The organism is Paenibacillus anaericanus, assembly GCF_003994475.1.
Lineage (GTDB): Bacteria > Bacillota > Bacilli > Paenibacillales > Paenibacillaceae > Fontibacillus > Fontibacillus anaericanus.
This window is the reverse complement of record NZ_RZNY01000002.1, coordinates 145,323-167,026: the sequence shown is the minus strand read 5'-3', so window position 1 is coordinate 167,026 and position 21,704 is coordinate 145,323. Positions and strand designations below refer to the sequence as shown.

The 21,704-nt window shown below is 42.8% G+C and carries 21 protein-coding genes; 19 read left to right on the top strand and 2 right to left on the bottom strand.

What is annotated here, in order from left to right; all coding sequences use genetic code 11:
• Positions 1–188 precede the first annotated feature (188 nt).
• From rnz to EJP82_RS02965, 19 genes are all read left to right on the top strand, one after another.
• The gene (gene rnz, locus EJP82_RS03055; RefSeq protein WP_127190553.1) at positions 189–1,112 is read left to right on the top strand and encodes a ribonuclease Z; all 924 of its coding nucleotides are present in this window, start codon (positions 189–191) and stop codon (positions 1,110–1,112) included.
• A 220-nt stretch (positions 1,113–1,332) separates the two neighbouring features.
• Positions 1,333–2,130, top strand: a complete 798-nt coding sequence (locus tag EJP82_RS03050; RefSeq protein WP_246053957.1) for a TIGR01457 family HAD-type hydrolase — start codon at positions 1,333–1,335, stop codon at positions 2,128–2,130.
• A gap of 43 nt (positions 2,131–2,173) precedes the next feature.
• Positions 2,174–2,992 carry an Fpg/Nei family DNA glycosylase gene (locus tag EJP82_RS03045; RefSeq protein ID WP_127190552.1) on the top strand — a complete coding sequence of 273 codons (819 nt, stop codon included), beginning with the start codon at positions 2,174–2,176 and terminating at the stop codon, positions 2,990–2,992.
• Positions 2,982–3,836 carry a deoxyribonuclease IV gene (locus EJP82_RS03040; protein WP_127190551.1) on the top strand — a complete coding sequence of 285 codons (855 nt, stop codon included), beginning with the start codon at positions 2,982–2,984 and terminating at the stop codon, positions 3,834–3,836. The genes EJP82_RS03045 and EJP82_RS03040 overlap by 11 nt, the downstream gene beginning before the upstream one ends.
• Before the next feature lie 33 nt (positions 3,837–3,869).
• Positions 3,870–4,232 carry a cyclic-phosphate processing receiver domain-containing protein gene (locus EJP82_RS03035; protein ID WP_170220125.1) on the top strand — a complete coding sequence of 121 codons (363 nt, stop codon included), beginning with the start codon at positions 3,870–3,872 and terminating at the stop codon, positions 4,230–4,232.
• Positions 4,233–4,553: 321 nt separating this feature from the next.
• Entirely contained in the window at positions 4,554–5,621 is a 1,068-nt protein-coding gene (locus tag EJP82_RS03030; RefSeq protein WP_127190549.1) for an SAM-dependent methyltransferase, read from the top strand.
• Positions 5,622–5,804: 183 nt separating this feature from the next.
• Entirely contained in the window at positions 5,805–7,310 is a 1,506-nt protein-coding gene (locus tag EJP82_RS03025; protein WP_127190548.1) for a serine/threonine-protein kinase, read from the top strand.
• Positions 7,311–8,213, top strand: coding sequence for an SAF domain-containing protein (locus tag EJP82_RS03020; RefSeq protein ID WP_127190547.1), 903 nt, complete (start codon positions 7,311–7,313; stop codon positions 8,211–8,213).
• Between the two features lie 14 nt (positions 8,214–8,227).
• Positions 8,228–8,941, top strand: a complete 714-nt coding sequence (locus EJP82_RS03015; protein WP_127190546.1) for a hypothetical protein — start codon at positions 8,228–8,230, stop codon at positions 8,939–8,941.
• On the top strand, positions 8,938–9,774 hold the full coding sequence (locus tag EJP82_RS03010) for a hypothetical protein (RefSeq protein WP_127190545.1): 837 nt from the start codon (positions 8,938–8,940) through the stop codon (positions 9,772–9,774). The genes EJP82_RS03015 and EJP82_RS03010 overlap by 4 nt, the downstream gene beginning before the upstream one ends.
• A 3-nt stretch (positions 9,775–9,777) precedes the next feature.
• A complete protein-coding gene (locus EJP82_RS03005) occupies positions 9,778–11,634 on the top strand; it encodes an ATPase, T2SS/T4P/T4SS family (protein WP_425464313.1) in 1,857 nt (618 codons plus the stop codon).
• Positions 11,624–13,696 carry a hypothetical protein gene (locus EJP82_RS03000; RefSeq protein ID WP_127190544.1) on the top strand — a complete coding sequence of 691 codons (2,073 nt, stop codon included), beginning with the start codon at positions 11,624–11,626 and terminating at the stop codon, positions 13,694–13,696. Before EJP82_RS03005 ends, EJP82_RS03000 begins: the two co-directional genes overlap by 11 nt.
• A gap of 19 nt (positions 13,697–13,715) precedes the next feature.
• Positions 13,716–14,210 (top strand): ABC transporter permease, encoded by a 495-nt coding sequence (locus EJP82_RS02995; protein WP_127190543.1) that lies wholly within the window; start codon positions 13,716–13,718, stop codon positions 14,208–14,210.
• 23 nt (positions 14,211–14,233) lie between these two features.
• Positions 14,234–14,644, top strand: a complete 411-nt coding sequence (locus EJP82_RS02990; RefSeq protein WP_127190542.1) for a hypothetical protein — start codon at positions 14,234–14,236, stop codon at positions 14,642–14,644.
• A gap of 10 nt (positions 14,645–14,654) precedes the next feature.
• Positions 14,655–15,224: a hypothetical protein gene (locus EJP82_RS02985; protein WP_127190541.1), complete on the top strand. Its 570-nt coding sequence runs from the start codon at positions 14,655–14,657 to the stop codon at positions 15,222–15,224.
• Positions 15,211–16,200, top strand: coding sequence for a hypothetical protein (locus EJP82_RS02980; RefSeq protein WP_127190540.1), 990 nt, complete (start codon positions 15,211–15,213; stop codon positions 16,198–16,200). Before EJP82_RS02985 ends, EJP82_RS02980 begins: the two co-directional genes overlap by 14 nt.
• Positions 16,201–16,338: 138 nt before the next feature.
• Positions 16,339–17,886 (top strand): ABC-F family ATP-binding cassette domain-containing protein, encoded by a 1,548-nt coding sequence (locus EJP82_RS02975; protein WP_127190539.1) that lies wholly within the window; start codon positions 16,339–16,341, stop codon positions 17,884–17,886.
• Between the two features lie 35 nt (positions 17,887–17,921).
• The gene (locus EJP82_RS02970; protein WP_127190538.1) at positions 17,922–19,007 is read left to right on the top strand and encodes a MoeB/ThiF family adenylyltransferase; all 1,086 of its coding nucleotides are present in this window, start codon (positions 17,922–17,924) and stop codon (positions 19,005–19,007) included.
• Between the two features lie 159 nt (positions 19,008–19,166).
• Positions 19,167–19,844 carry a response regulator transcription factor gene (locus EJP82_RS02965; RefSeq protein WP_127190537.1) on the top strand — a complete coding sequence of 226 codons (678 nt, stop codon included), beginning with the start codon at positions 19,167–19,169 and terminating at the stop codon, positions 19,842–19,844.
• 375 nt (positions 19,845–20,219) lie between these two features.
• Here EJP82_RS02965 and EJP82_RS02960 read toward each other — a convergent pair whose 3' ends face one another.
• Both EJP82_RS02960 and EJP82_RS02955 read right to left on the bottom strand, forming a co-directional pair.
• On the bottom strand, positions 20,220–20,744 hold the full coding sequence (locus tag EJP82_RS02960) for a C40 family peptidase (RefSeq protein ID WP_127190536.1): 525 nt from the start codon (positions 20,742–20,744) through the stop codon (positions 20,220–20,222).
• A gap of 307 nt (positions 20,745–21,051) precedes the next feature.
• A complete protein-coding gene (locus EJP82_RS02955; protein WP_127190535.1) occupies positions 21,052–21,567 on the bottom strand; it encodes a C40 family peptidase in 516 nt (171 codons plus the stop codon).
• Positions 21,568–21,704 lie beyond the last annotated feature (137 nt).

Sequence of the window (21,704 nt, the reverse complement as noted above, 5' to 3'; positions counted from 1 at the left end):
TTGAAGAGGTGTTGTGAATATTTCGTAGCTACAAGTGAGGTTACTGATCCATCACAGGGCTAAGCAAAACCCTCCGAGTTTTCGGAGGGTTTTGGTAATCATATATGGTTAAAAGATGGAGTTTTGAACTTTCATAATGAAGATTGTATTATGTGAGGATAAAGCGAATGCAGGAAGGAGGATGAGAAATGGATTTATATTTCATGGGAACCAATGCAGGAGTACCGTCGCTAGAGCGTAATGTCACCTCGCTCGCACTACGTTTACTTGATGAGAGAAGATCCTTTTGGTTGTTTGATTGTGGAGAGGGGACGCAACATCAGATTCTACGCTCACCGCTTAAACTCAGCAAGCTTGAGAATGTTTTTATAACACATTTGCATGGTGACCATCTCTTTGGCCTGCCCGGTCTGATTTCTAGCCGAGCTTACCAAGGAGGGGATACACCACTTACTATATACGGTCCACAAGGATTGAAACGTTATATCACTACAGTTCTAGAACTAAGTGAATCACGGATTAACTATAAAATGGACATTGTAGAGCATGATGGAGGTACCGTGTTTGAAGATGAATCTTTTCGCGTAGAGGCGGCTTTACTGGATCATAGAATACCAAGCTATGGATATCGTATCATCGAGAAGGATCAACCGGGGAAATTGGATACAGCCTTACTCAAGAAATATGGTATTTCACCAGGTCCACTTTATGGGAAGCTAAAACGAGGCGAAAGCGTTCAGGCACCAAATGATAAGACCGTGCACGCAGCTGAGGTATTAGGTAAGTCCAAAAAGGGTCGGATTGTCACCATTCTCGGAGATACCAGACCCTGTCCAGCAGCACTTGAGCTCGCGAAGGATGCGGATGTGTTGGTTCATGAGTCCACCTTCCTACACGAACTTGCTGGGATAGCTCATACCTACCATCACAGTACTGCAAGGCAAGCCGCTGAAGCAGCCAAGTACGCAGGAGTTAAGGAATTGTTCCTCACTCACTTCAGCTCACGATATAAGAACAATGAGCAAATGGATCGTATTCAGCAAGAGGCAGAAGCGATCTTTAAAGACACAACACTAGCGGTTGAGCATGTGTTATATCCAGTAGATAGGTAAGGTAATTAACCGGATAAGGGCTGATTATTTTCCGGGAAAGCGCAGGAAATGACATCCTTATCCAATACTTTCGATGTCGTTCGACGCTAGTCAACTTCATTAACACTTATTTAGACAGAAATTTATGCTGTGAATGAGGAAATGAAGAAACTTGCGCATACTTTGTGTATGTATGTACAATGAAATTAAAACACAGATACCTCAAGAGGTGAAGAGCGATTTGAAGAGTTCATGGGAAGCTTACCTCATTGATCTGGACGGAACTTTATACCATGGAAACCGTATAATACCAGGTGCAGAACTTTTGATTAATACGATGAAAGACCGCGGTATTCCATACTTGTTTGTAACTAACAATTCGTCCAGAACGCAGGAGGATGTTGCTAAACATTTAGAGGATATGGGTATTCCAGCGCATGAACGTGACGTGTGTACATCCGCAGTTGCGGCGGCGGAGTATGTTGCTGAATTGATGCCTGGTTGTAAGGTAGCACCGATCGGTGAGCATGGTTTACTTGAAGCGTTGAAAGCAGCGGGTTTGAAGCTTGATTTGGATAATCCAGATTTTGTAATTCAAGGGATTGATCGTACTTTTACATACGAGAAATTAACGCAGGCGACACGATGGATTACCGGTGGTGCTCGCTACGTGCTAACAAATCCAGATTTGCTACTCCCTTCGCATGATGGATTAATGCCAGGAGCAGGGACGATATCTGCTGCGATCGTGGCAGCAACCGGTGTTAAGCCGATCGTAATTGGGAAACCATCGGGTATCCTAATGAAACATGCGATTGATCGTTTGGGACTGCGCCATGATCAAGCTGCGGTTATCGGTGATAATATGCTGACCGACATTACGGCGGGTATCCATGCTGGTTGTGGTACGATTCTGACATTGACTGGTGTGACGACGGAGGATAATCTTAATTACTTTATGACTTCCTCTGGTGTAAAACCAGATGTAATATGTAAAGATCTTACGGAAATTCTTGATCTAGTATGTGGATCAAAGTGATCTTTGGCTGTAAGTAATATGCACAATGAAAGGGATGATTGCCATGCCGGAACTACCGGAAATGGAAAACTACCGGATACAACTATCCAAACATATTTTAGATCTCCCCATCACTGAGGTTGTAGTTAACAGGGAGAAGTCAATAAACAAAGATACGGAAACATTTCGTTCAGAATTGACTAGAAGACAAGTTATATTTGTGGAACGCCGTGGCAAATACTTGTTGTTCCATCTTGATAATGGTCGTCGTCTCATGCTGCATTTGATGCTGGGGGGATTGATGTATTTAGGCTCTAGAGAGGATCGTCCCGATCGGACAACACAAATAGAAATTGGGTTCGGTCAGGATATGGTGCTATATTTCATAGGACTTAGACTAGGTCATTTGCATTTGCATAGCGCCAAGGAAGTGGAAGAGATTTTGTCACACTTGGGTCCTGAGCCTTTAGATCGTAGAATGAATGAGACTAGATTTAATACCATCTTTGGCAAACGCCGTGGAAGTCTGAAGACAGCACTTTTGAATCAAGACGTTATTGCTGGTATAGGTAATTGCTATGCAGATGAAATCGCTTTTGCAGCTGGACTAAAACCTTCTGCTAAACTTCAATATCTTAATGAAGAAGATCTATCCCGACTATACCACGCTATGAGGGAAGTATTAATCTTTGCTACTGAAGCAGGTGGGTATATGGAAATGCCGTTCATGAGTGGTGACACATTGACCGGTGGTTCAAATGATCTTTGCCGTGTTTACGATAGAGAAGGAGAAACTTGTCCTCGTTGTGGTGATATGATCATCAAGGGTGAAATGAACGGTCGTAAGGTATTTTATAGCCCGGGATGTCAGCATGACCGCTGAGTTAAAAATCGGAGGTCATCATAGTATCCGAGCAGGTTACTTTGGGGCAGCTAAATTAGCTTTACAACTTGGGGAAGGGGCATTTCAATATTTTCCTAAGAATCCTAGAAGTCTTACGGTGAAAACCTTTGATCCACAGGATGCACTTAAGTGCCGGGAGTTGTGCATAAAGCATGACATCCTCTCGATTGCGCATACTCCTTACCCCAGTAATTTGGCGGTAGGACAACAATCAAAGCATGAACAATATGAACGAACGATTAATTCGTTACGTAATGATTTAGAAATTGCTGAAGCTTGTGGATCGTTGGGAATTGTTGTTCATTTTGGCACATATAAGGAAATAAACCCCTTACAAGGATATCAAAATATTATACAATGTATAAATGAAGTGCTCTTAGGCTGGCAGGGTGCAGCCAAACTGTTGATCGAGAATCAAGCTGGAGATCACGGGGATATGGGAATGACAATGGAAGAACTGGTTCAAATTCGCAGCTTATGTCAATCTCCTGAGCAAATTGGTTATTGCCTTGATACGTGCCACGCCTTTGCTGCTGGAATGTGGATGGGGGAGCTAGACGACCAATTTATGTTAAAGGCTGAAAGTCTAGGATTCTGGGATGGCTTGGTATCGATTCATTTAAATGACTCCAAGTATCCGGTTCATTCCCGTAAAGACCGGCACGCACGAGTAGGTCAAGGGTATATCGGGGAATCTGGATTCCGTCAATTCCTGCAAATGGAGAAAGTTAAAGATAAGCCGATGATTTTGGAGAGTGAAACGGGAGAAGACGGAACTTATAGTGAAGATATTCAACGGGTGAAGCGATGGGTGGAGACCTAAGCTGGAACCGCGGGAAGGGAAGAACTGATATTGATTCATGTATATATGGATGATGTGCGCCGATGTCCAAAGGGATTCACCTTGGTGCGTTCTGTCGATGAATGTATAGAGCTGCTGCGGGTGATGGAGGTTGATATTTTGTCGTTGGATCATGACATGGGTCCAGGGGAGAAGACGGGAACCGAAGTGGCGACTGCAATAGCCCAAGAGGGATTATATGCTCGTGAGATATATTTGCATACTTCAAGCATATACGGCATGAAAGCGATGTACGAAATACTATATCAAAACAAACCTGAGCACGTAGTACTGCATAATGGACCGATTCCATTCGAACGCCTAGATGAAATCGCCCACGCGGCCAAGAAAACCTCGGGTAATAAAGTTAACAAGTAGCAAGCAGAGCTAGTGGATTAAGTAAGCATAGCAAAGAAGCTTACCTGCTTAATGCAGGTTCACTTAAATTAACTTGATCCTATCGAAGGGATCAAGTGCACTTTTTTAAAAAAAGAAAAGTGTGGTGAATAAGGGCAAGAGGTGTGATTCGGAACTGAAGGAGCGTAGCGTTCGTCTTTGCTGTGTGATTGTAACCCTATTCGGGGTTATTAATTAAAGACAATCACGCAGCAACAACGACCGTAAGTCCGAAGCACGCCGATTGCCCGACGCATTCACCACACTTTTCTCAGCGCGATAATTTGTTTGGAGGTCGGCAAGGTGAGTAAGGAAAATCATCACGAAGTAGTTGAGGAAGTCGGAGCAGCTTCTAAATATGTATGTACGGCAAATCATGGATTTGCGCCCTATGCACAAGAAGAACTGCATAGATTATTTGGTTCCGTTAAAAGTAGCATGCTCGTCCCAGGAGAAGTCTTTGCTGTGACACTGCAACATCCGGCTGAAGCGGTTCGTGAACAAATGAGTAGAACCGAACCTATCTTTCTTCGTCACATGTTTCATGTAGGCTGGGAGTATAGTTTGAATGACGACGAGACAAGGGATTGGCAAGAGGGACTTAAAGCCTTTATTCTCAGAGATGACCGGTTATCTGGGGCAAAAATTGCGTTGCAAGTACGGAAATCGGAAGGCTCTTTGTGGAATGGGACTGCTGCTGAACTTAAGGAATCTGTTCAAAGTAGACTGCTTGAACTGGGTGCTGAATTCGTTGTGAGAGAAGCTGAATTCATCATTTCTGTTTTTGCAGGCAAAGATCGACTATATGCTGGAATTACAACTCCAGACGAGAATATTTCCGATTGGAATGGCGGAGCTATCCGCTTCCAAAAGGAAGAAGGGCAGCTTTCTAGAGCGAAGTTCAAGTTGCTAGAGGCTGAGGTAGCGTTCGGTATCCCGTTTGCTTCATTCCGTGAGGCTCTGGACATTGGGGCAGCTCCTGGAGGATGGACATCTTTTCTATTGGATAGAGGGTTGAAAGTAACCGCTGTAGACCCGGCCAAGATGGATGGATCTCTACTATCTTCACCCCGTTTGACCTATTTACGGAAGAATGCGGATAACGTTAAGTTCAAGGAAAATCAATTTGATTTATTGGTATGTGATATGAGTTGGAGTCCGAAAGGAACGGCCAAGTTGGTCATAGATCTGCTATATGCATTGGCTCCGGGTGGAACAGCCATCGTTACGGTGAAGCTACTTCACAAGAAACCGATGACACTAATCCAAGAGATTATCGAGATCTTCCAAGGATCACGGCTGCAGGTACAACGGGCAAAACAACTCTTTCATAACCGTGATGAGATTACGTTATACATGATTAAATATTAATGATATGAATTTAACATTAGAAAATAATGCTTTACTTTTAGGACGATCTTGCCATATACTAATTCCAAAATTATACAAAGGCCATTTAGGGAAAGTATCCCATGTCTCTGTCTACGGTTTAACTACCGGAAGACAGAGACGTGGGACTTTCCCTTTTTTGTTGTCTTTAGAGGAGGGCTTCAGTTGAATTTTGAACCCCGTCTTGGACTAGGGGATGTGCTGGCGGATAGGTACCAAATTCAGCGAGTACTTGGAGATGGAGGGATGAGTCGGGTATACCTAGCTGCAGACCTGAAACTCACGGGGAAAATATGGGCGGTGAAGGAGAGTGTGGCTCACGCTAGTATTGGGATGACAATGGAAGAAGAAGCATCCATTCTAATCTCGCTGAATCATCATCGTCTGCCGCGAATCGTTGACTTTATTAATCTAGATTCAGCGGGATATTCCTATATGGTGATGGATTTTATCCAAGGGGTTCACTTGGATCAATTTCTTAACAAACAGGGTAGCAGATTGCCACTAGATACGCTCTTGATCTTTGGTCTGCAAATATGTGAAGGGCTTCACTACCTACATACCCATCATCCACCCGTTATTCATAGGGATTTGAAACCCGCTAATTTACTCGTGGATGAGGCTCAGGAGATCCGGTTTATTGATTTTGGTATTGCCCGGAACTACAAGGAGAACAAACCGGAGGATACGGTGAAGTTAGGTACAGTTGGTTTTGCTGCTCCTGAACAATACGGGGGAAGACAAAGCGATGGTCGTTCTGATCTGTACTCACTTGGCGCAGTATTGATGTATTTAGGGACAGATTGCCAGTATAGTGAGTGGTCGATCGAAGCAACCGGTAATTTTCAGAATAACGGGTATGGGGCGCTGCTCCCTGTGATCAATCGACTGCTCCAGTTTCATCCCGAAGAGCGATATAGTACTGCAGCTGAGGTAGGAAATGAACTACGTAAATTACGGTCAGATCATGGAATCAAAGCGAACCATACCCGAAAGATTGAGGATAGAGCTAGATGTTATGTGATCGCCTTAGCGGGAGCATCTTCAGGAGTAGGTACAACCCATACGGCTATTGCACTAGCCAATTCAATAGCGCGTACTGGAAATCGGGTAGCTATTGCGGAGTTGGATCTAAAGGCAACTGCATTTCAGCGGATTTCTGGAATTATTAATGGGAAAGAGTCTGCCAAGGTAACTACAGTCAGGAATTTTCGATTTGGAGGAGTTCAGTATGTTCGTGCACCTTCTCGTTCCGAACTAATCAGTCTACTTGCAGGTAATTTTAATTACGTCGTTTGCGACCTAGGCTCAAGCCGGAGAAAAGACCTAATGGAAGAGTTTTTTCGCGCTGATGTTCAGGTCGTAATCGGTTCAGGTGCTGAGTGGAGACAAGAAGACCTCGAGAAATTTATAGAATTCTCCGAAGAGGTGCCACAGCGGAACTTAGTTTGTTGTATTCCGATGGCTACACCAGCCATTCTGCAACGACTCAAACGAAAATTGGGAATACAACGAGTGTATAGCGCACCCTTGGAACCGGATCCATTTGATCCGAGAGAAGAAATGGTTATAGCATTATCGTCACTTTATAGCGATCTATTGCCACAATCGGTGAGTTCTGGGCGTTGGGGTTTACTACTGAAAGGTAAAAGAAGGAGGGGGAATCATTAAATGGCGAAAATCAGGCAACGGACCAAGCATCTCATCTATGCCGGGATGGTCGGCGCAGCGGTGATGGGATTGATCTTTGCCGGTTATGCAGTTCGTCACGCTAACCAGGTGAGAGAGACTCGAAGTTCAATCGAACTTAAATATGAAGCAGAAATTGCGAAATTACAGGAGGAAGCAGTACACAAAACAATTACCGGATGGGCTCCGGTAAGAGAAATACCAGCCGGACATCTTATACGCAGCGAAGATCTAAAGTCGATTGATCTACCGGCTGATAGCATCCCGTCGGACTGGGTGAAATCGCGAGATCTAATCACCGGAAAAATCGCCAAAATTAAGCTTCGTCCGCAAACGTTACTAACAGATACGATGTTGTTTGAAGATGAGCCAACGCCAGATGATTTGAGGTGGCGTGAGATGAGCTTTGTTCAGTTACCTGGTGCACTGGAGCCTTATGATTCTGTTGACATACGAATTCAATTTCCTACGGGTCAGGATTATATCTTGTTATCCAAGAAGAGAATCGAGCGATTTGTGTCTGGTACAGTAACGGTTACTTTAAATGAGGCAGAAATTTTATCGTTGTCTAGCGCGGTTGTTGATGCGTATTTGCACAAGGCTTCTATTTATGCCCTCTCCTACGTAGAACCACAATTGCAGAGTAAGTCAATTCCTACCTACCCCGCAAATGAGGCGGTATTGTTGCTAATAAAGAAGGATCCAAATATTGTGAATCGGGCTGAACAGGCATTAAATGCTTCTGCAAGAGCCGGATTGGAACAAGATCTATTAGTTATATCGCCACAGAACGCTGCCGAATTCTCAGGTGCACAGGCAGCAGCTGCATCAAAACTGCCTCGATCCGATTCTGAAGATAGTTTCGAATGGGAATCAACAAAATGAAAGGTGACGATTAAATGAAACGTTGGATTTTTGCGGGTATAAGTGATAAACGAGATTTGCTGCTGTATTTATGCAAACTACTGACAGTGTCGAAGTATCGTGTTCTCCTGACAGATGCCACTGAGGGCAGAAGGTATAGTTATTCGATTGGAAACCTAGATCCCACTTTACAATTGACTGAATTCTGTGGTTTTGACGTGACGACAGGCCTTTCTAGCACTGAACTGTGGGAGGAAGAAGTAACGGAAGCTGGAAAACAATCCGCAGTTTACGATTATATGCTGCTAGACATGGATTCCCTGATGCTCAGCTCGATTGATCCTTGGTTATCCGCGGATGAGATCCTATGGGTCACTTCATTCGATCGCTATGAAGTAGAGCGAAGTAGCGAATGGTTTCGAAGATTGTTTCTTAAATGGCCAGAACTTCAGGGGATGAAAGTGCGGCCATTATACATTCGGACTGTGGAAAGTAACTTAAATGAGGAATATATTATGGGCTTCATGGAGGACTTACCCATTGTCTGGAATGAAGATCCTATATGGATACCATGGAACGAGAATAATATGGCCATACAACTAGAAAATGAACATTCAAACTTATTACGGATGAATCGAATATCGCGTTCATACCAACGAGCCTTGGTCACCTTATTGCAACAACTAGTAGGCTTGCGAATAACGGATGCGAGAAGGGCATTTCGTCAGGCGAAGAGGAGAGAAGCATGAGTAGAATTTTGTTCTGGGATTCCGGTCATGGATACTCCTCTCAAATAGCTGCTTCGACGGCAATAACTCTAGCGCTTCAATTCAATCAGAGATTGCTACTAGCAAACGAAGGCCAATTCGGAACGGGATTCGAGGAAGGTTTTCCGACTGGAGCCAATAGGAATGATTATTCTCCATTACTGGAGGAGTACGGAATGGATGCGTTATTGCGTTTAGCTGCGAGTAAGCGGCTTACAACAGATAATATCTCAGATTACACACTTTCGCTTTTACGAGGCAAACTTGATTTGGTAGCGGGATGTAAGCTAAGGCTAGGAGGTACGTCTGCGGTAGTAGAACCTAAGCGTGAAATAGAAGAAATTCTTCAGGTTGCAGATAAATACTACGATTTTGTACTGTTGCAATCAACGGGTGAACGAGGCCCTCAGCAGAATGATTATTTCTTGAAATACGATGGTTTGGTTGCGGCCTTGAGCCAAAGTCGTACTCAATTGGATCAATTCTTCGCAGAGCAGATAGAGACCCCGGCATTTGCTGGAATCCCTTTTTCCTTAGTGATCTGTCACTACGATTCAACTTCCAGGTGGACTATACAAAATATCAAACGCCGCTATGGTTGCAAGGTCCCTTTGTTTGGAATTCCGTATCATACGGGGTTTATAGATGCATGGAACGCGCGAGATATTCTATCCTACTTCAGGAGATATCGACTACTGACCCGAAGAGGGCCTGAGAAACAAGAGCTGGTCTCCAGTTATTACGAACTCAGTCGCAATATTCTGCAATTGACTGGAAGCAATGCTTGGCCTGACCGGAAAGTGAAGGGGGCTTGAAGATTGAAGTCCTACAGCAATCTATTTGGAATCATATTGATTATATTCATCTGCTTGATCTATCTCTGGATGAGAGCAAGGTCGTCTGTTGGAACGCAGACCAAGATTAAGAATTTCGCAGATCGCTATTCCTTTCCTGCATTGATAAGTTATGTGAAACAAAGTTTATATGAGTTAAGCCGCTTAGGCACTAATGATTGGGGAATGAGTGAGCAATTATGGGAGCGAAGAACGAAAACTCGAACTGAACTAAGACAAGCATTAAGAGGGTGTTCGTTTGGTGACAAGAACGATAAGCAATATGTGAAATCTTACATCCGTGATTTGTTGCTGAATGGGTATGACGTGAACGAAGAGAATATCGACAAGATCCTGCCGTTTCATGACCCTGATAAGTTGACGGTTCAAGATCGCTTCGATATCATCCTGTACATTTTCATTTTAAAACATGGTGAAGAGGCGCTCCCGACATTGATCGAGACGTACGAACTGGATACTCCAAAGTCCTCAATAGATGAGGATGGTACTTACACTTATGACATCGACGAAGGAGATATTGACCATATCTTCTATATGGAATATCGACCGCTTTCTTTTGTGGAGAAACTGGATATCGTCGTCCAACGCATCTATCAGGAGTATAAGGGTTTTTCTGTTGTGGATGAAATTCGAGAACAGAGGATTGATGGTGTAAGTGGAGGGGTGAGTGGAGTTTCCGATACTGGTGCAGGTTGGCTAGAGAAGCAGGGAGATTTTAGCCTAGGAGATCCTCCATTAGATGAAGATGGAAAAGTATACTCGCGTGCGTGCGACAGTGTTTGGATTTTTTATAAAGGGAAGAGTGTACGACTCTCTTTTCTCTCCTTCGGTAGTCCATTTGAGTTGAAACGTGTCTGTCAGAATATATATAAATTTAACTTACCCGGGCAATTGTCTGAGGCCAATGGTTATAAAGTTAACGAAATGAAGGATGGTTCGCGGGTAGTTGTCGTAAGGCCGCCTTTTTCCGAGTCTTGGGCATTTTTTGTGAGAAAGTTTGATGTGAAGGGCGCTGTTCTGGAGCAACTCATCCAAGGTGAAAATGCCCAACTACCAATTAACTTGTTGAAATATCTGATGAAAGGAAGCCGGATTACTTCAATTACAGGATCACAAGGTTCAGGTAAAACAACGCTACTGATGGCAATGATCAAACATATCTATGCTTCCTACACACTTCGTGTTCAGGAGATGTCATTCGAATTGAATTTGCGGAAAATGTACAGTTCCCGGAATATCCTAAGTTTTCGAGAAACAGAATATGTGACGGGACAAGCTGGACTTGATTTGCAAAAGAAAACGGATGGTACGGTCAACATTCTAGGCGAGGTATCTACGGATGAAGTGGCATCATGGATGGTACAAATGGCGCAGGTCGCCAGCTTGTTCACACTGTTCACTCATCATGCTAAAACATTCCGCGATTTGATGGAGTCTCTACGTAATTCGTTACTCAAAACAGGGATGTTCCGAGACGAACGGATCGCCGAATTACAAGTAGCGAGCGTGATTGATTTTGATGTCCATTTACGAAGGGATATTTCAGGGCAACGTTATATTGAGCGGATAACAGAGTGTTCTCGAAAGGAAGGCACGTGGGGAGAAGAGACACAAGCAATTAATGTAAATTGCTCCGGTCACTCAGCCATTCGAGGGTATGAGGAACGTGTCATTATTGAATATAAGAATGGAGCTTATGTGACTGTTCAGCCGATATCTGATCGTTGCCGGGAAGAGATGACACGAGAGATGGTTCCGGAAGATGCCGAGCGTTTTGATAAGTTTTTACAAGCTTATTGGAGGGAATACATTGGAGCTTAAGTCGGTCCTTTTATGGGTGTTAGGTCTGTCCTTATTATGCTTCGCTCTTTTGTATGGAGTCGGTCGTGAACTAGGGAGACGGCGGGAGGATTCCTTAGAAGAAGGTCAATCGCAGTCGCACATTCAATTTCTTCAGGGAGTATGTTTAGCATTCCTGATGAGATCATATGCCGTTTTTATGAAGCTTTTGCCGCTTCGTTATTACGTATTGAAAGTGCGGAGGCGGTTAGCTGTCATGCATATGTATGATGAATTTGAATTAAGACAGCGGACCATGCAAATCGTGTATGCGCTGCTTAGTACATTGGGCGGCGGCATTGTCGTTCTGGTGATGTTTAATCCTACTATCCTATTTTTTCTCACGTTACTATTAGCTGCAGTCGTAATTCAAGGCTTGCTATTGGATGGTTATGTTAACCGAATGGAAAAGAAGCTACTTGAGGAAATGTTAGAGTTTTTTGCTGCTGTCCGTCATTCGTATCATCGTCACGGTATGGTGACTGATGCGATTGATGAGGCGGGAGAGGCGGTAGGGCAGGAAGTTGGGCTACATGCTAATAAAATCTACGAAGCTTTGAGTGCTGCTTCTCCAGATGAAGCGCTTGAGAAATATTATGAAACAGCGCCGAACCGTTTCCTCAAAGCCTTCGCAGGCATATCACGTCTGATTATGGAGTTTGGCGATCGCAAGCGAAATCATGGTTCATTGTATTTACAGGGAATTTCCACCCTAACAGGTGAAGTTCAATTGGATTTAATCAAGCGAAACAAATTGGATTATTTGCTCAAGGGGCTTCATATCATAGCGCTGGTTCCCGTCTTTTTCACGAAACCTATTGAAATGTGGGCGCGTGGTAATTTTCCACTGATGGATCAATTCTATCTCAGCAAAGTGGGTATGATCATCAAAATATTTCTGCTACTGATTATCTTGATTTCATACGTGTTACTTCAGAAGCTAAAGAGTGAGGAAGAAACCGCATACCGCGCGGGCGAGGACCGAGCACCTTGGGAGTCACTGGTGTATCGGTGGCATTGGGTAAGAACACTTGTAAGGTGGTTTAGCCCACCGGTCTCATCTGGTTCATATTACCGGTTATCTCAATTAATCAAAGATACCAACCATCATCTTCGGATTGAATGGCTCCAAGTTAGGCGGATCGTGCTCTTTATGATCTGTATGTTATTTACACTTGGTTCTGCTGTTACGCTGCATCGGATGAGTCAGAATGGGATCATGAAGGAAGCTCCTTCCGGGTATGTTTTTTTCGGTAAGATGTCTGTTGAAGAGATGAAGAAGGCTAGACAAGCCACAGATTTAGATGCCGAGGTGATGAAGGGGGCAGGTATGTCGGACACAGCAACCTTTGAAACAGTAGCTGATTTGACATCTGAGGCCATGATAGCTGACGGAAGCAAGCCAAGCCACGAACAAGTGACCCTAGTTGTGCTGCGAATTCTAGATAAATTAGATCGTTGGAACGGTGAGTATTTGAAGTGGTGGGAAGTGGTTCTCTCGCTGTTTGCCGGGTGTCTTGGGTACCACCTTCCTTATGGAATGCTCTGGTTCCGCAGAAAAATGATTCTGATGGATATGAGGCATGAAGTATACCAATTCGGGACAATGATCGCCATTTTAAAGGAATTGGAACGTATTTCTGTCGAGGAGATTCTGGAGTGGCTACACACTTATGCAGTTATTTTTAAAATACCGATCCAGAAATGCTTACTTCATTACGGACATGGTGCCGAGACTGCACTTCAGCAGATGAAGGAAGAGGTTAAGCTAGAGGAATTCCAGCGTCTGGCGGATAAGCTACTCTTGGCTGTGGAGAAGATTACGATTGTGAGAGCTTTTGATGATTTGGATAGTGATATGGCCTATCATTTCGAGCAGCGAAGACTTGATTATGAGAAATCATTGGACACCAAAGCCGGACTTGGAAGGATGATTGGTTTTACACCAATGTATGCTCTAATATTTGCTTATTTAGTTATACCGCTCATATGGATGAGCTTTCAACAGATGGACCTTTATTTTCAACAAATTCAAAAATTATAAAACCAGGAGGTATTTTATTATGAATAATGCATCATCTGCACTTAAAGTAGCGGCCGGTATTTTTCTAACAATTGCTTTGATTACGATTGTTGTCATTTTGTTCGTATCTGCACAGGAAGCGACCAAGACGGCACAGAATAATTTTTCCGATATCCAGACTGAGTTGTCTCAAGCCTCGTTTACTGTATACGAAGATACGACGATTAGTGGTTCTCAGGTTACGAATGCGCTTCGTAAATTCAAGGATCGGGATCAGTTTGGCATTCAAGTAAAAACGGGCAAGAACAGTGATGGACAATGGTATGGATATACACTGAGTGTCGGTACTCAGGATGCCTCAGAAGATTATGGTTCGGTAGTGGGTGCAAAGATCGGTAACACGAATAATGCATGGAACGAAAAGTTGAAAGAATATGTAAATCCCAGCGGTAAGTTCAAAGCGCAAGTGATTAAAGATAATTCTAATGTAGTGCGCGGGCTGATCTTCACACAAACTACCGTCGCTTCAAATTAGAATCTTAGAGAGCATTTGCTGATATGTTCAATAATATTAAGAGTATGTTGTGGCTCCTCTGCTCAGTGTCGTTCTGTATTGGTGCATTGCTGTACACGACTTACAGTATCTCTATACAAGGTGCTGTTATAGATGGATTAGTACAGTTTACGCAAATTCAGAAGCGGAGTGTAGTAACCGGAAGTGAAGAGATAGTTCCCGAGAAATATTCTGGACTTCAAATCTTGTTTAGCTTGCGCAGCTTTCATGCACTTGGAGCCGTGGTTGAGGTGGATGGTAGGTTGCTGGAGGTTGAGAATAGGGAGGAAGATAACTTGGTAGCTCCACCTATCATTCGGGATCCTTCCATTCTCGACTTAGACGCTGAATATAAGGTCTCTTTACTTTACAGTGATGTAGGGCGATTAAATAAGATCACATTTCATAGGAAGTAAGGTGGGCGGTATGCCGAATGTTTTATCTAAAATAACGGCAGCGCTGCTGGCAATTCTCCTGCTGTATTTGGTTCCAGCTTCCCAGGCGGCAGAGCGTGAGGAGGATATACGCGTTCTGTCTGCTTACAATACACTTGTTCAGTTTACGGATGCAGTTCGGAATAAAGGCTATTTGTCATCACAAATGTATGGGGATTTCGCCAGAGAAATTGAGGCATTTGGATTTATGTATGATATCGATATGGAACATCGGCATAAGAAATATCACCCAGAATATCAGGACCCAGCAGATGCCACGAGTTTTAAGGATGATTTCAGTGTGCTATATGATAGTTATTTTACGGCTGATTTAATGAAGGTGCTATTTCCTGATTCGACTTTTGCTAACGGGAATATGGGGAACGGGGATATTGCAGAGCGAAAATATAAATTGGAGATTGGGGATTATTTTACGGTAACTCTAGTGAAACGTTCTGTTATTACATATGAAGTGCTGGGGAGTTTTCTTCATAGTCAGGTTTCCGGTAAAGGGACAGATTCATTGACTTACGGAGGTATGGTGCTGAATGAAGATTACTGACTGGGCGGTCATTTTCCTACTGATAGTCTCTCCACTGTTGTGGGTTAGTCATTTGCATACCGAAGATCTTCGAGAGGTGAATCGACTGCAACTTCAATATACAACAGCCCTAAGGACAGCGGCTCAGGACGGGGGTAGCGCACTGAATATAAACGAGCTGCAAAGCTATGAGACAGGATATGGCTCGGCCAAATTTATGCGTGCGGATAAGAATGGGGCAATTATGGCTTTACAGCAATCGTTGTCTCTGAATTTTGGAATTACGGATGATAAAGTCTCACAAAGGTCATTAATGGTCTATATTCCTGCTGTTGTAATCATTGAGTATGACGGTTACTCGATTTACGCAGTAGATGAATCAACGGCAAGCGATGGTAGTGTGCTAGCAGAGCATCATTTTCGACCAAAGAAACCCTATGTCTACTCTGATGAAATCGGTAATCAAGTTGCGTTTACCCTGGATAGTTATGTTATTGCTTATGATGCAGTGAGTGGAGAATGGGTGAGTGGACTGCAGGAGGAATTAAGCTCAATAGTCACAATACCTCTCCTGCAGGACTCGGAAATGTTCCAGCAAGTTCGCCGTTCTGTTATCGTACGGGGTATTGAAGATGATCTGGCTGATTATATTAATCGTCATAATGAGTATGCAGCTAAACTGGGTGTAACCTATACGTTCACACTTCCGGTTATCTCCCAGGAGGAGTGGAATAATACACTGAATGATATTGGTGTTCTCATATTTCTCCAAGGTATTCCGGTAGGTGATCGTTACTATAACAATTATGCTCTTGGAGGTGGGCGACTCATTAAGAGGTATCCAGTTATAGGTGGGAATGATGAATCGACGGGTATCAAATATTTCTACAGGGAGGATTGTTCAGCACCTTATAAAATGGAAGAGGTATTTGTAAGTGAGCGAGATGCTGCGGCTAAGGGTTATTTCGAGGCGCCATGTAAACGCCAAGGTTTGTGAAAATCATCCATCTTTTTTCATCATTTTCAAAACATAGGTTTCGATTGCTCTCCTTCTTGTGCTAAAATGGTTTATTAGTGTTTGCTTTTGCTTGTCCTATGATGCAAACTAACAAACTAGAGGAGTTTACGTAATAATATGAGTTTATTAAGTGTAGAAGAAGTCTCACATGATTTTGGAGACCGGACGTTGTTTAGAGATGTATCTTTCCGCTTGCTAGCGGGAGAACATGTGGGCCTGGTTGGTGCAAATGGTGCTGGTAAATCCACGCTAATGAATATTTTGACAGGTCAGGTATTGAAAGATGAAGGAAAAGTAGAGTGGACCCCAAGGGTTCGGTATGGTTATTTAGATCAGCATACGAAACTAACACCTGGTAAAACAATCCGTGATGTCCTTAAAGATGCTTTCTTGCCCCTGCTCGAACTGGAGAAAGAAATGATAGAGATTACGGAACAAATGGGCGATGCTACTCTCGAGCAATTGGACGATTTATTAGTTCGAATGGGAGATATTCAGGAGCAACTTGATATTGGTGATTTCTATTTAATCGATGTTAAGGTGGAGGAAATGGCAAACGGACTCGGACTGTCTGTCATTGGTTTAGACCGTGGTGTCACGTCGCTCAGTGGTGGTCAACGTACTAAGGTTCTGCTTGCGAAGTTGTTGCTTGAGAAACCCAATGTTCTATTGTTGGATGAGCCAACGAACTATCTTGATGTTGAGCATATCCAATGGTTAACGAACTATTTGCAGAACTATCCTTATGCATTTATTCTTATTTCGCATGATACGGAATTTATGAAGCAGGTAGTAAATGCGATATATCATTTGGAGTTCACAAAGTTGACCCGTTATTCAGCTAATTTTGATAAGTTTCTAGAAATGGCTGATATGAATAAGATTCAGCACATTGAAGCCTACGAGAAACAAAGGGATTTAATTAAGAAACAAGAAGAATTCATTCAGAAGAATAAAGCGCGTGCTTCTACTTCTGGACGGGCTAAGAGCCGGGAGAAGCAACTAGATCGTATGGATCGGATCGAGAAACCAGAGGAAATGTCCAAGCCAACCTTCGGTTTCAAGGAAACTCGTGCTAGTAGTAAAACTGTATTTGAAGGTGTCGATTTCGAAATTGGGTATGATCGTGCGTTATTGCCTAAGATGACGATGATGATTGAGCGGGGCGATAAGATCGCTATTGTGGGTTGTAACGGTGTTGGTAAGTCGACGTTACTCAAAACGATTTTGGGCAAAATTCCTCCAATTAGTGGAAGGACCTATCAAGGTGAATTTTTAGCACCTGCTTACTTCGAACAAGAGGTTCGTGCCGGGAATATGACGCCGATTGATGATGTGTGGAATGAATTTTCCAATCTAACACAGAATGAAGTTCGTGGTCATTTAGCTCGTTGTGGATTAAAGAACGATCATATAACAAGACAATTGAAGGCATTAAGTGGTGGAGAACAGGCCAAAGTGCGGTTGTGCAAGCTTATGATGCGGGAGACCAACTGGATTCTGTTCGATGAGCCGACAAATCACTTAGATGTTGTAGCTAAAGAAGAATTGAAGCGTGCACTCAAAGAATTTAAAGGAACAGTACTACTCGTCTCTCATGAACCTGATTTCTATGAAGATTGGGTAACCAAGGTGTGGGACGTAGAGGCTTGGTCGACAAAGTAATATTGTGATGTCTATGAAAAGGGGCATGAATTGAAATGAGTGAGGACCACTTGGGATCAGTATCGCACTTGAAGAACTCTGAATCTTCGGAACGAGATAATAGGTATTCACGGCAAGAACGATTTGGTCCAATTGGCTCCACGGGTCAACGGAAATTGACCGAAGCTACCGTACTGATCGTCGGTGCAGGTGCGCTGGGTACAGTCATTGCAGAGAGTCTTGTACGTGCCGGTATCGGCAGTATAATCATTGCTGACCGTGATTATGTAGAGTGGAGTAATCTGCAACGTCAACAGTTGTTCTGTGAGGAAGATGCTGTGAATAGGGTGCCTAAGGCCGTTGCGGCTCAGAACCGCCTGCGTGCGATCAATAGTGGAGTTAAGATAGAGGGACATGTGATGGATGTGACGCTTGATGAGATCGAGTCGTTGTTACCTGGAGTCAATTTAATTGTTGACGCAACGGATAACTTTGATACTCGCTTGCTCATTAACGATGTTTCACAAAAACATGCGATTCCGTGGATATATGGCGCATGTGTCGGTAGTTACGGAATTACTTATACTATTCTTCCGGGCGTAACTCCTTGTATGAATTGTCTACTGGAATCCATGCCCTTTGGAGTGGGTGGAGATACTTGTGAAACAGCTGGTATCATTTCACCTGCGGTTCAAACAGTCACTGCTCATCAGATGACAGAAGCGTTAAAACTATTGACAGGTCAACTGGAAGCATTGCGTGGAACTATCCTTACCTTTGACTTATGGCGGAACGAACAGGCCTCAATTAAGGTATCATCGGCCAAGCGTGAGGATTGCCCGTCATGTGGTACAGAACCATCTTATCCTTTCTTGAGTAAATCAGGTACACGTAAAACAGAGGTGTTGTGTGGGCGTGATACGGTGCAGATACGACCTGTGACTAAGCGCAGATTAAATTTACAAGAAATCGCAGAAATATTTAGGCGGCTTGAGGAAGGCAAAGTTGAGTATAATCCATTCTTAGTATCCTACACAGTCGGGAAACTTCGCATCGTATTGTTTCAAGATGGTAGGGCATTAATACATGGTACAAAGGACATTACTGAAGCTAAGGCTATTTATGATCGATATATGAATTAATAATTTCAAACAGTGATTATTTAGAAACCATTCTTAGGTTGTAGAATGGTTTCTTTGCATCTTGAGAATCCTATAGAAAGTTGATCAGAAGAGCTCATTTTTGAAGTATTAAAGTTTAAAAAGGGAATGATTTCTTCTTAGGTAGAGGTGGGTAAAAATATGAAGGAGCACATATTGTGGGCCGAGGGTAATGAAACATTAGGGGAACGTTGGTGGAGGCAATTAGAAGAAGCAGGCTACAATGTACATTGGTTCAAATCAGGGACTGAGATGCTCAGAGAGCTGAATCTTCAAAAACCAAGTTTAGTCCTACTCGGTACAGAACTTGCAGATCAAAGTCAAATGGAGTTGGTTCGCCAATTAGGAAAAGCACGAGACTTCCCCATCATGGTCATGCTAGCAAAGCGGGATACGAGCGAAATTGTTTCTGCACTTGAGCTAGGTGCCAATGATGTTGTTGTGAAGTCTTTGTCCATCGAGGAACTTAAATCAAGAATTGATAATCTACTTCGATTGTTTGAGCGACTGATTAGTGGAAGTGTAACGAATATTACTTACGAAGATTTGGTGATCGAGCTGAAGAGTCGGAAAGTGTATCGCGGAGAGGAACCCATCAAATTGACCCCGAAAGAATACGAGTTGCTACTGTACTTGGCAAAACGAGTGAATACCGTTTGCCATAGAAATACGATTTTACAGGAAGTGTGGGGACATGATTTTCTGACAAATACGAATGTAGTTGATGTATATATTCGGCATCTCAGAAAGAAGATGGACCGGGGAAGAATTCGTAAGTTGATTCATACGGTACGTGGGTCGGGGTATATGTTGCAATAGTGTTCTTCTATAATGTATGGTCTATTAATTAAGGCTCAATGCCAAAATCAGTGGTTCACGACGTCTCTTAAATGAATCGCTACAGATCGGAGGGTTCTTGCGATCGCTGTTAAAGCCCTATTTCTAAAATGAAAAATGATTATCGGTTGAAATAGGACTTTAAAGGCGAACACAGCTTATGCTTTCGATGTAGCTTTCCTAAGGAAAGCTTGTAGTTTCTTCAGAATCCCTCCGACCCTTCGCTCTGTTAGCTCGTAAAGTCAACCACTGATTTCTAGATTGAGCCTTAATTAAATGACGGATTATCAATTGGCTAAGCCCTTGGTTTGATAATCCGTCATTTTATATAAGAATATTATTATTTTAGAGTACGCGTTATAGTACGCGACGCGCAGTTACATAAGTTTTCTTCCAATTTGCAGAATCGAGATCGGATAAAGTGACTCCTGGTGAACCGTAGGTGTGAAGGATTTTTCCATCTCCGGCATATACAGCAACATGGGTAATATTCGATCCGGTGGAACGGCTGCCGCTAGAGAAGAATACTAAGTCACCTACTTGTAGGTTGGCTTTTGAAACTTTATATCCTTCTTTAGCTTGTGCTGCTGATGTACGTGGGAGTGTAACTCCATATTTATTAAAGATATATTTCATGAAGGACGAACAGTCGAAAACTCTTGTTGTTGTGGTAGATGCTCCAAATTCATAAGGAGTTCCGATAAACTGTTTGCCAAATTTAACGACTTGCGATCCTACCGATTGTGATGCAGTTGATTCAGCAGCGGGTACAAAAGATTGGGCTTGTACAGTTCCTGCTCCACTAGCAAGTAAAGTAGTGAATCCAATAGTTGATATAATGCCTACTGTTAATATCTTTTGGAATACTTTCTGTATTTTCATGGTGTATTACCTCCAGAATATATGATTTTGTTTTCCCTTGCTTGATTAGAGTGTAACAGATTTGTAACCTCCTAAATTGTGGATCAGTTAGCTGTAACCCAAGTGCAGCAACGGTTTGAACCTGATTATTAAAAGTCGATTAAAAATTAATAAATTGAGATTATATAATGAGCTTTTCTCAAGAGCATCTTATTAAACTCAAAGAGAGAGCTGCATCAAGGGGGGACAAACCCATGATACAACTCTCTTACAGATCATTAATAGATAGATTATATTCTATTAAACTACTTATTACTAAATCGATAGATTACAACACACGACGTGCTTTAAGATAGGTTTTCTTCCAAGTTCCAGAATTCAGGTTAGAGATTGTAACTCCTGGTTTGCCATAAGTATGAAGGATTTTTCCGTTTCCAGCGTATACAGCGACATGGGTAACGTTCTTACCGTTAGCTCGGCTTCCACTTGAGAAGAATACCAAATCTCCTGCTTTTAGGTTAGCTTTGGAAACGGCTTTTCCTACTTTAGATTGAGCTACTGATGTACGTGGAAGTGTAACTCCGTATTTCTTAAAGATGTGTTTCATAAAGGATGAGCAGTCGAATACTTTAGTTGTTGATGTAGAAGCTCCAAATTTATAGGGTACGCCCATATATTTTTTCCCGTAGTTAACAACTTGGGTGCCTTTCGATACGGCTGTAACTTCTGCTGATACCGATGCGGCTTGTGCAGTTCCTGCTCCGCTGGCAAGTAAAGTGCTGAATCCGATGGTTGACACGATGCCGATCGTCAATACCTTTTGGAATAAAGTGTGTAGTTTCATGTTGTAATACCTCCAAAATCTTTTGTTTGTTTGTCCGGCTTGATTGAAGTATAACAGGTTTGAAACCACCTAATTTTTGCTAATAGACACTCAAATGCTTGTCTCACAAGGGTTTAACATGGATTATTAAAATATCA

What these genes read in the sequence shown, in the direction of transcription:
- EJP82_RS02960 (WP_127190536.1), bottom strand. Translation starts at nt 20,744, where the DNA reads ATGAAAATACAGAAAGTATTCCAAAAGATATTAACAGTAGGCATTATA.
- EJP82_RS03045 (WP_127190552.1), top strand. Translation starts at nt 2,174, where the DNA reads ATGCCGGAACTACCGGAAATGGAAAACTACCGGATACAACTATCCAAA.
- EJP82_RS02985 (WP_127190541.1), top strand. Translation starts at nt 14,655, where the DNA reads ATGCCGAATGTTTTATCTAAAATAACGGCAGCGCTGCTGGCAATTCTC.
- EJP82_RS03020 (WP_127190547.1), top strand. Translation starts at nt 7,311, where the DNA reads ATGGCGAAAATCAGGCAACGGACCAAGCATCTCATCTATGCCGGGATG.
- EJP82_RS02970 (WP_127190538.1), top strand. Translation starts at nt 17,922, where the DNA reads ATGAGTGAGGACCACTTGGGATCAGTATCGCACTTGAAGAACTCTGAA.
- EJP82_RS02990 (WP_127190542.1), top strand. Translation starts at nt 14,234, where the DNA reads ATGTTCAATAATATTAAGAGTATGTTGTGGCTCCTCTGCTCAGTGTCG.
- EJP82_RS02965 (WP_127190537.1), top strand. Translation starts at nt 19,167, where the DNA reads ATGAAGGAGCACATATTGTGGGCCGAGGGTAATGAAACATTAGGGGAA.
- rnz (WP_127190553.1), top strand. Translation starts at nt 189, where the DNA reads ATGGATTTATATTTCATGGGAACCAATGCAGGAGTACCGTCGCTAGAG.
- EJP82_RS03040 (WP_127190551.1), top strand. Translation starts at nt 2,982, where the DNA reads ATGACCGCTGAGTTAAAAATCGGAGGTCATCATAGTATCCGAGCAGGT.
- EJP82_RS02955 (WP_127190535.1), bottom strand. Translation starts at nt 21,567, where the DNA reads ATGAAACTACACACTTTATTCCAAAAGGTATTGACGATCGGCATCGTG.
- EJP82_RS02995 (WP_127190543.1), top strand. Translation starts at nt 13,716, where the DNA reads ATGAATAATGCATCATCTGCACTTAAAGTAGCGGCCGGTATTTTTCTA.
- EJP82_RS03015 (WP_127190546.1), top strand. Translation starts at nt 8,228, where the DNA reads ATGAAACGTTGGATTTTTGCGGGTATAAGTGATAAACGAGATTTGCTG.
- EJP82_RS03010 (WP_127190545.1), top strand. Translation starts at nt 8,938, where the DNA reads ATGAGTAGAATTTTGTTCTGGGATTCCGGTCATGGATACTCCTCTCAA.
- EJP82_RS02980 (WP_127190540.1), top strand. Translation starts at nt 15,211, where the DNA reads ATGAAGATTACTGACTGGGCGGTCATTTTCCTACTGATAGTCTCTCCA.
- EJP82_RS02975 (WP_127190539.1), top strand. Translation starts at nt 16,339, where the DNA reads ATGAGTTTATTAAGTGTAGAAGAAGTCTCACATGATTTTGGAGACCGG.